The sequence below is a fragment of the Acinetobacter sp. 742879 genome, from assembly GCF_000588535.1.
Lineage (GTDB): Bacteria > Pseudomonadota > Gammaproteobacteria > Pseudomonadales > Moraxellaceae > Acinetobacter > Acinetobacter pittii.
On sequence record NZ_JFYC01000001.1, the window covers coordinates 272,516 to 286,795 of the forward strand.

A 14,280-nucleotide genomic window follows, 5' to 3' on the forward strand; every position below is an offset into this window, starting at 1 on the left:
TTATTTCCAGCCTTGAAACCACATACCTTGGCCAAAGTCTTTATCCAGAATATCTTGTGCTTGTTTTGAGTTCTGGAATGCTTTAACAAAGGATGCAAGTTTTTGGTTTTTATCTTGGTAATCGCGACGGGTCACAAACAAAATTGCATATTTTTTATCGATTGGATCTAAAAATAATGCGCTATGTGGGTCGGTTACTTTTGCCATATTTAAGTAGTGAGGGAAGCCGAAAATTAAATCGACATCGTTATATGCATGTGCTGTCTGTGGGCCTTCAACTTCAACAAAGCTCAGCTGTTTAGGATTAGCAATAATGTCTTGAGTGGTTGAAAGCTCATTATTAATGTCTTTAAGCTGAATTAAACCTGCACGATGTAATAAAATTAAAGCACGGGCTAAATTGACGGGATCGTTTGGAATAGCAACACGTGCATTTGAAGGTAAGTCTTCAAGTGATTTATATTTTTTTGAATATAAACCCACATGACTTCCTGAACCCACACCAAATGCGTGTAAGTCATAACCCGTTTCTTTAACAGCATTACGTAGAAATACGCTTTGCTGGAAAAAGTTTGCATCAATATCACCGTTTTTTACGGCAACATTGGGTGCTCGCCAATCAGAAAATTCAACGAGTTTGACATGAACACCTTGCTTTTCTACTTCATTGGCAACGCTTTGTAATAGCTCAGCATAAGGCGGGCTAATCCCGATCGTTAAAACATCATCGGCTTGTTTTTTTTTAATATAACGGTAACCGACGAGGCCCAGAACTACGATTAAAACCGTAATTCCGAGTAACCAAGGCTTATGCTGTTTGAACTGAATCGCCATAATCTTTCCGTTATTACTTCCAGCCAGGGAACCAAAGTTTTGGACCAATCTCAGCATCTAACACAGCTTTAACTTTTGGCGAGTTTTGATAGATCTCAACAAATTTCTTTAATTTGTCTCCCTTATCTTTGTAGTCATCACGCACTACAAACAAAATTGCATAACGTTTATTGGTATTGTCATCAAGTAAAAGTGCACTTTCAGGGTCAGCTGTTTTTGCTAAGCGTAGGTAATGCGGATAGCCAAAAGCCAAGTCAACATCATCTATTGCACGAGCAGTTTGTGGTCCTTCAACCTCTACGAATTGCAAATTTTTAGGGTTTGAAACAACATCTTTAAGTGCAGATAAATGATTGTTTGAATCTTTAAGCGTAATTAATTTAGCTTGCTGTAAAAGTAGCAGGGCACGACCTTGATTGACTGGATCATTTGGAATTACTACACGTGCGTTTTGCGGCAATTCATCAAGGCTTTTATATTTCTTTGAATAAAGTCCCACATGTGATGCTGCACCCACTGCAAATGCCTTTAATTTAAAGCCTGTTTCTTTAATTGCATTGTCTAAGAAAGGTTGGTGCTGGAAAAAGTTCGCATCAATATCCCCATGATTTAAAGTAATGTTTGGTGTATTCCAGTCAGAAAATTCGACCAGTTTTACATTTAAACCCTGTTTCTTTGCTTCATCGGCAGCAGTTTGTAAAGTTTTTGCAAATGGTGGGCTAATACCAATCACAAGTTCATTTGAGCCACTTTGACGATGTTTATTCCAAAAGAATAAAGCAACAATAAGGACTACAACGACTAAGCCTACGCCTAGCCATTTTTTTGAGGCTGTTTGAGCCATGTCTATCTCCAAATTTAAGCGGTTATTTCTTCAATTGTTGTTAAGTTTTTGCTGTTGTTATAGGGACTACATCGGAACGCTTGAACAGGGTGTTGTTTTGATAATTGGTCACCCCGATTAAAGATTTTGTTCCGCAGTGAACCCGTTTTATATGCAGTTTTATAGCGTCCACGCTGTTGTAGCTCAGGAATGACCAAGCGAATAAAGTCGTGGTGAGACTCTGGTGCAACTGTACGTGTCAAATTAAAGCCATCAATATCAGTCCCATCTAAAAGATGAATTAAATATTCAGCAACTTCTTCGCCACTACCCACAATGAGTGGGTAACGACCACCTAAAACATGCTGAGCTTTTAAGTCATTTTTCGTGATTTGTTGCTCTTTAAATTTTTCGGTAATCGAAACAATACTGTTACTTTTTTGGTAAGGAATCGCTTCATCGTCGGCAAATTTACTTAAGTCGATACCAGTTGAACTCGCATAATGTGCTAAGCCTGCTTCAGGACTTGCATATTGACGATATTCATTCAGTTTCTGTACGGCTAGATCATGTGTTTCGGCAACAACAACGGTTATACCGACAAAGACTTTAATATCATCCGCTGAACGGCCTTGCTGTTCTGCAAGAGCACGAATCTTTTTCACTTGTTCGCGTATTTTTTCGGGTTTGTCGCCGCCAATAAATACACACTCAGCATGACGAGTCGCAAACTGCATACCTTTGGGTGAAGCACCTGCTTGAAACAGTGTTGGGGTACGTTGCACAGAAGGAGACACCTGAAACACACCTTCGCTTTGGTAATATTTTCCGTGGTGGTGAATGGTGTGAACTTTAGATGGATCTGTAAAAACACGCCGTGCTTTATCTTTTTTAACTGCGTCGTTTTCCCATGAACCTTCCCAATATTTATAGCAAAGCTCTAAAAATTCTTCGGCTTGTTCATAGCGAGCATCGTGGTCTTTTAAACCTTTTTGGCCAATCAAGCGTTCTGCACTATCTAAATAGCCCGTCACGATATTCCAGCCAATACGACCTTGAGTTAAATGGTCGAGACTCGCAAAGCGGCGGGCAAATTGATACGGATGCTCATAGCTTAAGTTCACAGTGACCCCAAAACTTAAGTTTTGAGTGACTGCCGCCATTGCTGAAATGAGTGTAGACGGGTCATGGCTCGGAAGCTGAATGGACTCTTTTAAAGTCAGATCAATACCGTTTTGATAGACGTCATACACACCTGTAATGTCCGCAATAAATAAACCATCAAATAAACCACTTTCTAAGGTCTTGGCTTGTTCTGTCCAATAACTGAGTTCGTTAAAACGGTGTGATTCATCACGTGGATGTGTCCATAAGCCATGATTGATATGCCCAACACAGTTCATGTCAAAGGCGTTTAATAAAATCTCTTTTGCTTTGAAATCTGCCATTACAATGTCCCCCGACGAGGTGGAAGCACACCGTTAAGCACATAGTTCCCAATAAAGTAATATTTCCATCGTGCGGCATCATGCAATGTATGTACACGCGCATTACGCCAGAAACGGTCTAGGCCATCTTGAGACTGACTACCACGACTACCAGCAAGTTCAATCAGCTTAGACGATGCTTTTAGGGCGATATCTGTACTATGAGCACGCACTTTAGCCACATCAATTGAAGCTTTAGCAATGCTTTCAGGTGTGGTTTCAATTTTTGCAGCATCAATTGATTGCGCAGCTTGTTTTAATAACACTTCACTTGCTCGTACATCTACAGCAATGCGTCCTAGCTCATAAATCGTTAAAGGATCTTGGTTGGCCGTTTCTACATTTGAATCAATCCATGGGCGAGCTTGATGCACTCTTTGCAAACTTTCTTCAAAGGCTGCACGTGCAATACCTACCTCAATCGATGCATGCATAATTTGCGCAAAAGGACCCACTAAGGTCGGCTGTAAAAATGCAGTATCAAAAGGAATAACATCATCTGCATCGACAAAAACCTGATCAAACTTGACCGTGCCGCTGCCTGTAGTTTTTTGTCCAAAGCCAGACCAGTCATCAACAAGTTTTAATCCTTGTGAACCACTTTTTACAAAGGCTAGATATTCTCGACCCGCATCGTCTAAAACCAAGGTTGGAATACGGTGAGCAAATAAACTTCCTGTGCAGTAAAACTTTTCACCTTGAATCAGGTAGCCATTTCCGTGAGGACGGATATTGGTTTGTTTATGAGTTGAAGTTTTAGTTTTAAACTCAGCAAGTGCATTACCAAAGCGAGTGCCATTTAAAACTTCGCTATATAAACGTTGTTTTTGAGCTTCTGTGCCTGTATTGCGCAATACTTCTAAAGCATAAAAATGGTTTTGTGGAATTTGTCCGATTGAACCATCGGCACCGCTTAAAAGTGCAATCACTTTAGCAACTGTATGGCTTGAAACTTCGGCACCGCCATATTGCTTTGGCACTGTAATTGCCCAAAGACCAGATTGGCTCAAAGCATCGATTTCGGTATACGGTAAAATTCGTTTAGCGTCTCGCTCAACTGCGGTTTTTTTAAATTGCTCAGCAAATTGTTTGGCAACTTCTAATGCTTCAACATCATTTTGAATAATGTGCGCTTGGCCAGATGCCGATGTTTGTTTAGTTTGAACCGATTGATATGAAGTCATGACAATTTCTCCTTAAATCCAAGCATGGCGGGCAGGGAAATGACCATTAAGGTAATAATTGCCAATGGCATGTAATTTCCAGCGAACAGGGTCGTGTAAGGTATGTACACGGGCATTTCGCTAATGTTGATCTAAATTGTGTTGGCTTAAACTTGAACGACTACCGCCTAGCTCTAGTAGTTTTTCAGAGATTTGTAGAGCAGCATCATTGGCATAGACTTTCGCTTCTGCGACCAAAATTGAAGCTTTAGCTACTTGTTCATCAGTCACCGTTTGAAGGTGGTCAAGTTCATCCAAATATTCAGCAGCTTCATCAAGCAGTAAAATTGCAGCATCGAGCAAAATATTTAACTTACCTACTTCTTGTAGGGTGTAATGTTCAAAGCTAGCTTTTTCAACATTTGCATCAATAATTGGACGTGCTTTGTGTATGGTTGATAAAGTATCGTCAAATGCGGCTTCAGCGATGCCTACATCAATGGCAACTTGTAATAACTGTGAATAGGCACCGCGATAGGTTGGGGTTTGCGTCAATAATCGTTCATCAAAAATAAGTTCAGGATTAACTTCAACTTGATTTAATTTAACTGTACCGCTCGCTGTCGTACGTTGCCCAAATCCATTCCAGTCATTAATAACTTCAATACCTTGAGCGTCTCGGTTAACAATGACTAAAACCACATGGCCTTCGGGATGAATTGCTTTAATTGCGAGCCAATGCGCAAAGCTCGTACCTGTAGAATAAAACTTTTCGCCGTTTAAAATATATTTGCCGTTCTCAACAGTAAGAGTGGTTTTTAAGGTTTTTGAATCATGGGTATTACGTTCTGGCCCACCGTTAGCAAGACGTTTGCCTGCCAATATTTCTGAAAAGATAAATTGTTTTTGTTGTTCTGTGCCCATAATTTCGATCAGGTTTAAAAGGCTAATCTGATTTTGTGGAATCTGACCAACATTCGCATCACCTTTACTTAAAATACGGAAAACTTGAGCCAAAGTTTTATTGGAAACAAAAGCACCGCCGTATTTTTTTGCAATGCGAATTCCCCCTAAGCCTTTTTGACTAAAGTTTTCGATTTGCTCATGTGGTAATAAGCGTTGTTGATCACGTGTATTACGACCCTCTAAAGCATAATCCGCCACTTGATAAGCAGCATTAATCGCTTGTTGATCATTTTGAATGATTTGGACGTAGGCAGTCGTTTTTGATAGAGAATTAGACATAATGACACCTTGTATTGCTGTCATTACCTTACAAAAGAAATATTTTTCCACTAAACGAGGACTTATGCTCAGCTTATGAAATAAAGTGCAAAGCATTTTTTTTGCTTTTTAATGAAAAAATAGAGATATTAAAAGATTTTAAAAAACAATAGTTTAAGGTTATTATGTGGAAAAATAATAATAGAATTGGTTTTAATATGAAAAAGAGCAATAAGTACGGTAAAAAAAGATATAAAAAAAATAGACTTAAGTGTCAGTGAAAAATGAGCACAATATCCATTGTTTTAACTAAAAATAGCTTCTAAAGTATCTACTTACCGACGACCATTTTTGTACAAATAGTCAAATAAAAATAAACGTGGAGATTTTATGCGGGTTTTGTATCAGTTTCCTTTGTCCCATTATTGTGAAAAAGCTCGCTGGTTGTTAGACCATAAAGAACTTGATTATGTGGCTCATAACTTAATTCCAGGGTTTCATCGTGCTTTTGCACAACTCAAAACAGGCCAAAATTTATTGCCAATTTTGAAAGATGACCATCAATGGATTGCTGAATCAACCAAGATTGCACTTTATCTGGATGATACTTATCCGGAGCATTCACTGTTACGTCGTGATGAACAATTAAGACAGCAAACATTAAAAATAGATAGCTTGGCTGATGAGCTGGGTATTCATGTCCGTCGTTGGGCTCTAGCTCACACGTTGGCGCATGGAGACCATGCTTTAGAAATTATGATGGGTGAACAAGGCTATTTACGTCAGTTTGAAAAAATATCGAAGCCATTCCTCAAAACACTGGTAAAGAAGAACTATAAACTTGAAGAAGAGCTAGTCAACCAGTCAAAAGAGCGCATGGATGAACTCATAAATGAACTAAATAACTGCTTAATCGAAAATCAGGCACGTTATATGGTAGGCGATCGCTTAAGTCTTGCTGATATTTCTGTATGTTCTATGCTTGCTCCTTTATTAGAAATAAAGGGTACGCCGTGGGAGCGGGAAGAGGCTGAAGGTGTTTCGGAAGAATGGAATAACTATCAGCAAAATTTACTCGATTTACCTCTAGGTCAGTATGTTTTAAGAATATATCAAACTGAGCGTAATGCGCGAGTAGATTGGCGAGGAATTTAAAATTATAAAATGCCCTGAGAAAATCGGGGCTTATTTTTATCTTTGCTAGTTATTTTATTAATGTAGATATTACTATCAATTTTCTAAATGATTTTTATTAAGCCATTTGTTTATATTATTTTGATGCCAAGATTACTTTTTACAATATAAATTCCATTTTATCTAAATGACTAATAACTTTAATTTTTATGATTTTTTGGAAAATACAATTTTTCTAAATACTATTTTTAGCCAAAGTTAAGCCACTTTATTGTGCATGTGTTTACAATGTAATCAATAATTGCCACATTTAAGTGTAAATAGATGAGCTTAATAATAGACAGAAGATTAAAACATAGATTAAAGTAGAAACATGTGAGCAGTTTTAAAGGTATTAATTCTGCAAAACAGATTGAATAGAATAAGTGAAGCAAATGGATGGGTCCGACTTGGAAAAGTTGGCTCGATAATTGCATTTTAATAAAAAATCACTCTATTGCTCTATATGAATGATTCTATAGATAAATAGAGAGAATGATCATCAAGGAGTTCTTATGAAACGTTCTGCAACCTCTCTCATTATTTCAACAGTTATGCTTTGTACGGTTGGCGCTACTTCTCAAATTCAAGCAGCAGATACATTAGCTAAAATTAAAAGTACCGGAAAAATCGTAATTGGTCATCGAGAATCCTCAGATCCAATTTCATATGTTGTTGCAGGTAAACCAGTAGGTTATGCAGTCGATATCTGTAACCAGTTTGCAAATGACATTAAAAAAGAATTGAAAATGCCTGGCTTAAAAGTTGAGTATAAGGCAGTAACTTCATCAACACGTATTCCTGAGCTTTTGGCAGGCAATATCGATATGGAATGTGGTACCACTACAAACTCTAAACAACGTCAGCAACAAGTTGGGTTCTCAACTAACTACTATGCAACAGAAGTGCGCATGGCTGTTAAAGCAAACTCTGGCATTAAGAGTTTGGCGGACTTAAATGGTAAAGCAGTTGTTACTACTCAAGGCACTACATCTGACAAATACATCAAGATGAATGAAAAAGGTCAGGCAGTTAATGTTCAAAATATTTATGGTAAAGATCATGCTGACTCTTTTGCCATGATGGCATCTGGCCGTGCTGCTGCATTTGTAATGGATGATAATATTTTAGCAGGCTTGATTGCTAAGTCTTCTACACCTAAAGCTTTCGCAATTGTAGGTCCGGTACTTTCATCTGAACCTTATGGAATTATGCTTGCTAAAGATGATCCAAAATTTAAAGCGGTTGCAGACCGTACTGTAAATAACTTGTGGAAAACTGGTAAAATGGACGCTTTATATAAGAAGTGGTTCTTATCTCCAATTCCACCAAAAAACACGAATTTGAACATGCAACAAAGTTCATCTTATAAGAAATTAAAAGCTAACCCAACAGATGCAGGAATCTAACTGGATCTTTTTGTCCTAAATTTACTTGTGTAAGTGTAAAGATTCATTTGCACAAGTGGTCTATTTTCTAAAGATATTAATTTAAGGGGCAAACATGTCAGTCGGCTCGCTAAACTGGACTATATTCTGTGCGGAGTCTAATGAATATGGTGTCGATAAAGCCGCATGGGCAGAATCAGTTTGTAAAGCTATTGGTAGCTCAAGCTACAATGCTTATGCTGAGGCACCCACATGGTTACAAATGTTAGGTTCAGGCGTGTTCACTATGGTTTGGACAGCTATTATAGCCTTTCTTATCGCATTTTTATTAGGTTCTCTCCTAGGGGTAATTCGTACATTACCCAACAAACCTCTCGCATTTATCGGCAATTGTTACGTTGAAATTTTCCGTAATATTCCACTTATTGTGCAACTATTCTTCTGGGCTTTTGTTTTTCCCGAGTTTTTACCGGACAGCTTAAGTGCAGGTAGTGGGGATGTAGTTGCTGGTGGTTGGTGGAAAAATATTTTAAATCAGCAACCTGCGGTTATTGGTGTTTTTGCATTAGGTCTCTACACGGCTGCCCGTGTATCTGAGCACATACGTGCCGGAATTAATACCGTGTCTCGTGGACAGAAGTTCGCAGCTTCCGCTATGGGTTTTACTACTGCACAAAGCTATCGTTATGTCATTTTACCGGTTGCATATCGTACAGTATGGCCAACGATTACATCTGAAGCAATGAACGTTTTTAAAAACTCAGCTGTTTTATATGCGTTGAGTGTATTGAATTTCTTTGCTTACACGAAAACCATGCGTGAAGAAACTTCTCAGGACATTATCATTCTTATTCTCTCTACACCTGTTTATTTGATTATCACTTATAGCATTAAGTTTGTGATGGCATGGATTGAGAAACGAATGGCTGTACCTGGCTTAGGTTCAGGAGGGAAGTAATCATGGATTTTTCTTTATTACAAAACCCTGATGTGATCGCGGCACTCAAAGAAGGTTTCATTTTTACGCTTACCGTAACGGTATTAGCAATGATGGGCGGTATCTTAATTGGAACCCCATTGGCAATGATGCGTTTATCTAGCAATGCCATCGCAAGTAATTTTGCAAAATTTTATGTTGATCTGTTTCGTGGTATTCCACTGATTCAGGTGATCTTTATCTTCTACTTTTTGTTGCCGAAAATATTTGAGTTTCAATCTGATACCTATTGGGGACCATTATTTTCGAGTGTCGTGACCTTTGCTATTTTTGAAGCAGCTTTTTTCTCGGAAATTGTACGTTCTGGAATTCAGTCTATTTCAAAAGGTCAGGTACATGCAGGCTATGCGCTAGGTTTTACCTACGGTCAATCAATGCGCTACGTGGTATTACCTCAAGCCTTCCGTAATATGCTCCCAGTATTGTTAACTCAAACAATCATTCTATTTCAGGACATCTCTTTAGTTTATGTGATTAGTGCACCTGACTTTTTAGGCCGTGCAGATACATTGGCTAATACGTATGGACCTGAAACAAAAGCAACATTCTATTTAATCGTCGCTGTAGTGTATTTCTGTAGTTCGTTTGTGCTGTCGCATTTAGTCAAACGCTTACAGCAAAAAATTGCCATCATTCGCTAATTGGAGATTTTAAATGCCAATGATAGACATCCAACATATCTCTAAATGGTATGGTGATTTTCAGGTTTTAACAGATTGCACGACGAGTATTGAAAAAGGTGATGTCGTTGTTGTTTGCGGACCATCTGGTTCGGGAAAATCAACACTCATCAAAACAGTAAATGCTTTAGAACCATTTCAACAAGGTGACATTATTGTTGATGGAATTTCACTTAAAGATCCAAAAACAGATCTTGCTAAATTCCGTTCACGAGTGGGAATGGTCTTTCAGCACTTTGAGCTTTTTCCGCACATGACTGTTTTGGAAAATTTGACGATTGCTCAAGTTAAAGTGTTAAAGCGTTCAGTTGCAGATGCTCGTGCAAAAGGTTTGAAATATTTAGAGCGTGTAGGCTTACTTGCTCATAAAGATAAATTTCCGGGGCAGTTGTCGGGTGGTCAGCAGCAACGCGTAGCGATTGCACGTGGCTTGTCTATGGACCCAATCTGTATGTTGTTTGATGAACCAACTTCTGCACTTGATCCTGAAATGGTTGGTGAGGTTCTTGAAGTTATGGTGCAGCTCGCACATGAAGGCATGACCATGATGTGTGTTACTCATGAAATGGGCTTTGCTAAAAGAGTATCTAACCGTTTAATTTTTATGGATGAAGGTAAAATTTTAGAAGACTGCCCAACCCATGAGTTCTTTGATAATTTAGAAGCTCGTCATGAGCGTGCTAAACTTTTCTTAGAAAAAATTCAGGCGATGCACTAATAACTTTAATAAAAAAAGAGCCATTAAAGGCTCTTTTTTTATATCTAATTTTTAGAAGCTATACTTTGCTAGTAGGTTAATACGTGAATAATCACCCTTGTCACCTGCAAAAGTTTCACGTTGACCGTAAGTATATTCTGCTCCTAAATCAATATTTTTAACTGGGTTCCAGATTAAATTGACTAAAGCGTTGTAAATTTCTTTGTTATAGCTAGTATTGGTTAAATTGCTATTTGCATAGACATTATCATCTTTATATTGAATACCACCTACAGCAAAAGTAGAGCGGAGGATAGGGCTCCATTTCCGTTGATATCCAATTACTGCGCTATCGAATTCTCCTAAATTAATATCTTGTGTTGTTGTGTCATAGTTATAAGCCGAATTGCTATAAAGTAAGTAACGACCATCGCCTTTAACATGATAGTAATTAGCAACCACGCTATCTTGAGGCGTTAAATCATATTTACCACCAACACCGACACCCCAGCCAAATTTCTCTTCAGAAGTGCTATCTTTTGGAGCTACACGGTTTTCATGGGCAAGACCATGTAACTGTAATAGGCCTTTGTTATCCGTAGTTTTGAAATCATATCGAGCTGTTAAAGCAGGAAAACGGCTTCCACCAGCAGCATTACCAGCTTTTTCAACATCACCGCCTTCTAAGGCAACTAATATTTTTTGTTGTGCATTAATTGGCTGGGTGTATCTAACCTGTACTGTACGTGTAGTACCTGTACCAATAGCGCCATTAAAATCTACAGTTTCTGGTGATGTATCTGTGTTTACAAAGGGTGAGGTTGTTTGACCAGCTAACCATTTTCCTAAAGACATATAGGCATGACGAACACGGAAAGTACCATTGCCATTATCTCCATTGCCACCCATGAAATCGGCTTCAATTTTACCTGTTAAATCTCCATATTGAGTTGGACGAGAAATATCTAAGCCAATTCGTGAAGTTGCTGCAGATACATTTAGTGAGTCTTGTTTTGGATCATCTTTATTGAGTGGATAATTGGCACCATTTGAAATACTGCCATTTGAACCTTTAAAGTCATAGGTTGCATCTGCGCGAACACTACCATAAAGCTTGACTTGAGTTTGCCCATCGGCCATAGCCATCCAACCTGGTTTGGATGCAGGAGGTGTAGGGGTAGAAGGTGCTGCGGGAGTTGTTGCTGGAGCAGTGACAGTTAAAGCTGTTTTTTGTTGATCAGATAGTTTCTGGACGAGTTGTTTTAACTCCTTTACTTCATCACGTAAGGCGTTAACTTCAGCATCTGTAGCGGCATGCACAGGCATCGTCACGCTCATTGCACCTAAAGAACTCATTGCTAATACTAGTGTTTTGATTTTATTCACAGGAACTCCCCCGACATGGATAAAAATTTTCCTGCAAATACATAACAAAAATGATGCCAACTTTAAGAAACTTGAAAAATAGTCAAATTTTGATGATTACTTCCTTTTTAGCGTTAAATAGTAGTGAGAATAAGGAGTTTGCATCGATAAAACAGATTTAAGCATAAACCGACTCTCTAAAATGAATCGCCCCTGACACTATTTGCACGTTTAAAAGGCATAAAAGAATTAGGCTCTATAAAGGAAATAGAGTTTTACTGTTTATAAACCTTTGTATTTTCAATGCAGAGGTGGTGGTATAGGGTTATACTGTCTTTACTGTGAAATTCTGGCTGGAGATAAGAGTGGAGTTAGATCGTTTTGATAAACAAATTCTAGAAATTTTGTCTCATGAAGACTTAAATTTGAATGAACTTTCAGAACGGATCAATCTGTCAGTCAGTTCTGTACATCGCCGTATTAAGCACCTGATTGAAGCCAATATCATGGGGCAGCTTAAAAGGGAAATTAATTTTAGTAAGCTTGGTTTTACTTTACATATTTTATTGCAAGTTTCATTGAGTAAACATGATAGTGAAACATTTGATAAGTTTCTGTCTGAAATAGAAGCAATTCCAGAAGTAACTAATGCATTCTTGGTAACGGGGCAGAGTGCTGATTTTATTTTAGAGCTTGTAGCACGCAACATGGATGACTACAGTGAAATTTTATTAAGACGTATTGGAAAAATCGACAATGTAGTTGCTTTGCATTCTAGCTTTGTCATTAAAGAATATAATGTATTTAATTGCTATAACTTGCTGAACAAGCTATAAAAAAACGCACCAAATGGTGCGTTTTCTTTGATTCAAATGTTTGATTTAAGCATCAAGTTGAGCCAAAACCTCATCCGAGAATTCAACGTTAGTATAAACGTTTTGTACATCGTCAAGATCTTCAAACATATCAATCATTTTAAGAATTTGTTTTGCTTGGTCAACATCGGTAATTTCAGCTTTTGTAGATGGACTCATCACAACTTCTGCGTTATCAGATTTTAAACCAGCAGCAGTAAGGGCATCTTGTACTTCACCGAAAGTTTCTGGTGAAGTGATTACCAAAATTTCATCTTCTGAAACTTCAATATCTTCAGCGCCAGCTTCTAAAGCAACTTCCATGATTTTATCTTCTAAAGAAACATCTTCAAAAGTAATCTCACCACGTTTAGTAAATAGATAAGATACAGAACCCGCAGTTCCTAAGTTACCATTTGTTTTACTAAAACAGTGACGTACGTCTGGTACTGTACGGTTTAAGTTATCTGTCATTGTTTCAACAAGAACAGCAACCCCGCCAACCCCATAACCTTCATAAGTTACTTCTTTTAAATCATCATTATCTTCACCACCAGCACCACGTTGGATAGCACGGTTAATGGTGTCACGTGTCATATTAACTGAGAGAGCTTTTTCAACTACTGCACGCAGACGAGGGTTGCTAGCAGGATCTCCACCACCAAGTTTGGCAGCAGTCACAATTTCACGAATATATTTAGTAAAAACTTTACCGCGACTTGCATCTTGTTTAGCTTTACGATGCTTAATATTGGCCCATTTAGAATGACCCGCCATGGACGTGAACTCCAAAAAAAGAAAATGCAAAAGTGCTGGAATATTAGCATAGGCTTGGTTTTGTTGAAAACTGTTGCCCTGCGTTTTGTTAGCCAATTGAATAAGAACAATAAGCTTAAGACCTAATGAGTGAGATTAGGTCAAATCAAGTCCAATTTGATTTAGTTAATTTTTACATCTATACCAAATTGAGCGTACAGCTCTTTAATGGTTTCCAAGTCTTTTTGTAAATCAGTCGGGTAAATTTTACCTAAAATCCCACCTTGTTTACTTCGAGCATTGGCATACATTAAAACAATAGGAACATTGGCTGCTTTTGCAATATGCCAAAAACCTGTACGGATAGGCTTACGTTCAGAGCCATCTTTAGCACGTGTAGCTTCTGGAGCAATTACTAAATTAAATGTTTCATGGGTTTGAAATTGTTCAACCATTTGCGAAACGATATCTTTACTTCCTTTACGATCAACAGGAATGCCACCCAATTTTTCTAAAATTGGCTTAAGGGGGCCTTTGAAAAGTTCTTTCTTTATTAGAGTATGAATTTTGATGTCTAACATTTGGAAGAGGGCAATCGAGAGCACTGCATCTAGATTTGAGGTGTGTTCAAAGCCAATAATAACTTGTTTTTTCTCAAGAATTTGTGGGTCTACATTGTAGGTCCAACCAACGGCTTTAAAGATAGAGTTACCTAGAAATTTTTTCATAAATCAGTGCAAATTGATAAATTTTCAGGATTCTAATATGAGTTTGTAAAAAAGCCTAGAAAAATTATGAAAGCTAAAGTAGAGCACAAAAGTTAAGGATTATCTAAGTTC

The 14,280-nt window shown here is 38.0% G+C and carries 13 protein-coding genes and 1 pseudogene; 6 read left to right on the top strand and 8 right to left on the bottom strand.

The genetic code is table 11. From position 1 onward, the window contains the following. From J690_RS06085 to J690_RS06105, 5 genes and pseudogenes are all read right to left on the bottom strand, one after another. A complete protein-coding gene (locus J690_RS06085; protein WP_032034771.1) occupies positions 1 to 834 on the bottom strand; it encodes a MetQ/NlpA family ABC transporter substrate-binding protein in 834 nt (277 codons plus the stop codon). 13 nt (positions 835 to 847) lie between these two features. Further along, complete coding sequence (locus J690_RS06090) at positions 848 to 1,678, bottom strand: MetQ/NlpA family ABC transporter substrate-binding protein (RefSeq protein ID WP_032034774.1); 831 nt, start codon at positions 1,676 to 1,678, stop codon at positions 848 to 850. 14 nt (positions 1,679 to 1,692) lie between these two features. Further along, positions 1,693 to 3,105, bottom strand: coding sequence for an LLM class flavin-dependent oxidoreductase (locus J690_RS06095; protein ID WP_032034776.1), 1,413 nt, complete (start codon positions 3,103 to 3,105; stop codon positions 1,693 to 1,695). Then, positions 3,105 to 4,328: an SfnB family sulfur acquisition oxidoreductase gene (locus tag J690_RS06100; RefSeq protein ID WP_032034778.1), complete on the bottom strand. Its 1,224-nt coding sequence runs from the start codon at positions 4,326 to 4,328 to the stop codon at positions 3,105 to 3,107. The genes J690_RS06095 and J690_RS06100 overlap by 1 nt, the downstream gene beginning before the upstream one ends. 12 nt (positions 4,329 to 4,340) lie before the next feature. Beyond that, positions 4,341 to 5,576: pseudogene (locus tag J690_RS06105) on the bottom strand (SfnB family sulfur acquisition oxidoreductase). A gap of 345 nt (positions 5,577 to 5,921) precedes the next feature. On the opposite strand from J690_RS06105, the gene J690_RS06110 reads away from it, so the two are divergent. From J690_RS06110 to J690_RS06130, 5 genes are all read left to right on the top strand, one after another. Beyond that, positions 5,922 to 6,686: a glutathione S-transferase family protein gene (locus tag J690_RS06110; RefSeq protein WP_005076380.1), complete on the top strand. Its 765-nt coding sequence runs from the start codon at positions 5,922 to 5,924 to the stop codon at positions 6,684 to 6,686. A 533-nt stretch (positions 6,687 to 7,219) separates the two neighbouring features. Further along, positions 7,220 to 8,113 carry an amino acid ABC transporter substrate-binding protein gene (locus J690_RS06115; RefSeq protein WP_005076378.1) on the top strand — a complete coding sequence of 298 codons (894 nt, stop codon included), beginning with the start codon at positions 7,220 to 7,222 and terminating at the stop codon, positions 8,111 to 8,113. A gap of 94 nt (positions 8,114 to 8,207) precedes the next feature. Then, positions 8,208 to 9,050: an amino acid ABC transporter permease gene (locus tag J690_RS06120; protein WP_002114400.1), complete on the top strand. Its 843-nt coding sequence runs from the start codon at positions 8,208 to 8,210 to the stop codon at positions 9,048 to 9,050. 2 nt (positions 9,051 to 9,052) lie between these two features. Then, a complete protein-coding gene (locus J690_RS06125; RefSeq protein WP_016145033.1) occupies positions 9,053 to 9,730 on the top strand; it encodes an amino acid ABC transporter permease in 678 nt (225 codons plus the stop codon). A 13-nt stretch (positions 9,731 to 9,743) separates the two neighbouring features. Further along, the gene (locus J690_RS06130) at positions 9,744 to 10,487 is read left to right on the top strand and encodes an amino acid ABC transporter ATP-binding protein (protein ID WP_002114298.1); all 744 of its coding nucleotides are present in this window, start codon (positions 9,744 to 9,746) and stop codon (positions 10,485 to 10,487) included. A 51-nt stretch (positions 10,488 to 10,538) separates the two neighbouring features. Here J690_RS06130 and J690_RS06135 read toward each other — a convergent pair whose 3' ends face one another. Beyond that, positions 10,539 to 11,852, bottom strand: a complete 1,314-nt coding sequence (locus J690_RS06135) for a DcaP family trimeric outer membrane transporter (protein ID WP_212771360.1) — start codon at positions 11,850 to 11,852, stop codon at positions 10,539 to 10,541. Positions 11,853 to 12,196: 344 nt separating this feature from the next. Between J690_RS06135 and J690_RS06140 the strand changes: the two genes are divergently transcribed. Beyond that, on the top strand, positions 12,197 to 12,667 hold the full coding sequence (locus tag J690_RS06140; protein WP_002050132.1) for an Lrp/AsnC family transcriptional regulator: 471 nt from the start codon (positions 12,197 to 12,199) through the stop codon (positions 12,665 to 12,667). A 45-nt stretch (positions 12,668 to 12,712) separates the two neighbouring features. Here J690_RS06140 and J690_RS06145 read toward each other — a convergent pair whose 3' ends face one another. Both J690_RS06145 and J690_RS06150 read right to left on the bottom strand, forming a co-directional pair. Then, a complete protein-coding gene (locus J690_RS06145; protein WP_002114471.1) occupies positions 12,713 to 13,462 on the bottom strand; it encodes a YebC/PmpR family DNA-binding transcriptional regulator in 750 nt (249 codons plus the stop codon). 161 nt (positions 13,463 to 13,623) lie between these two features. Next, positions 13,624 to 14,169, bottom strand: coding sequence for a 1-acyl-sn-glycerol-3-phosphate acyltransferase (locus tag J690_RS06150; RefSeq protein ID WP_032034782.1), 546 nt, complete (start codon positions 14,167 to 14,169; stop codon positions 13,624 to 13,626). Positions 14,170 to 14,280: the final 111 nt, after the last annotated feature.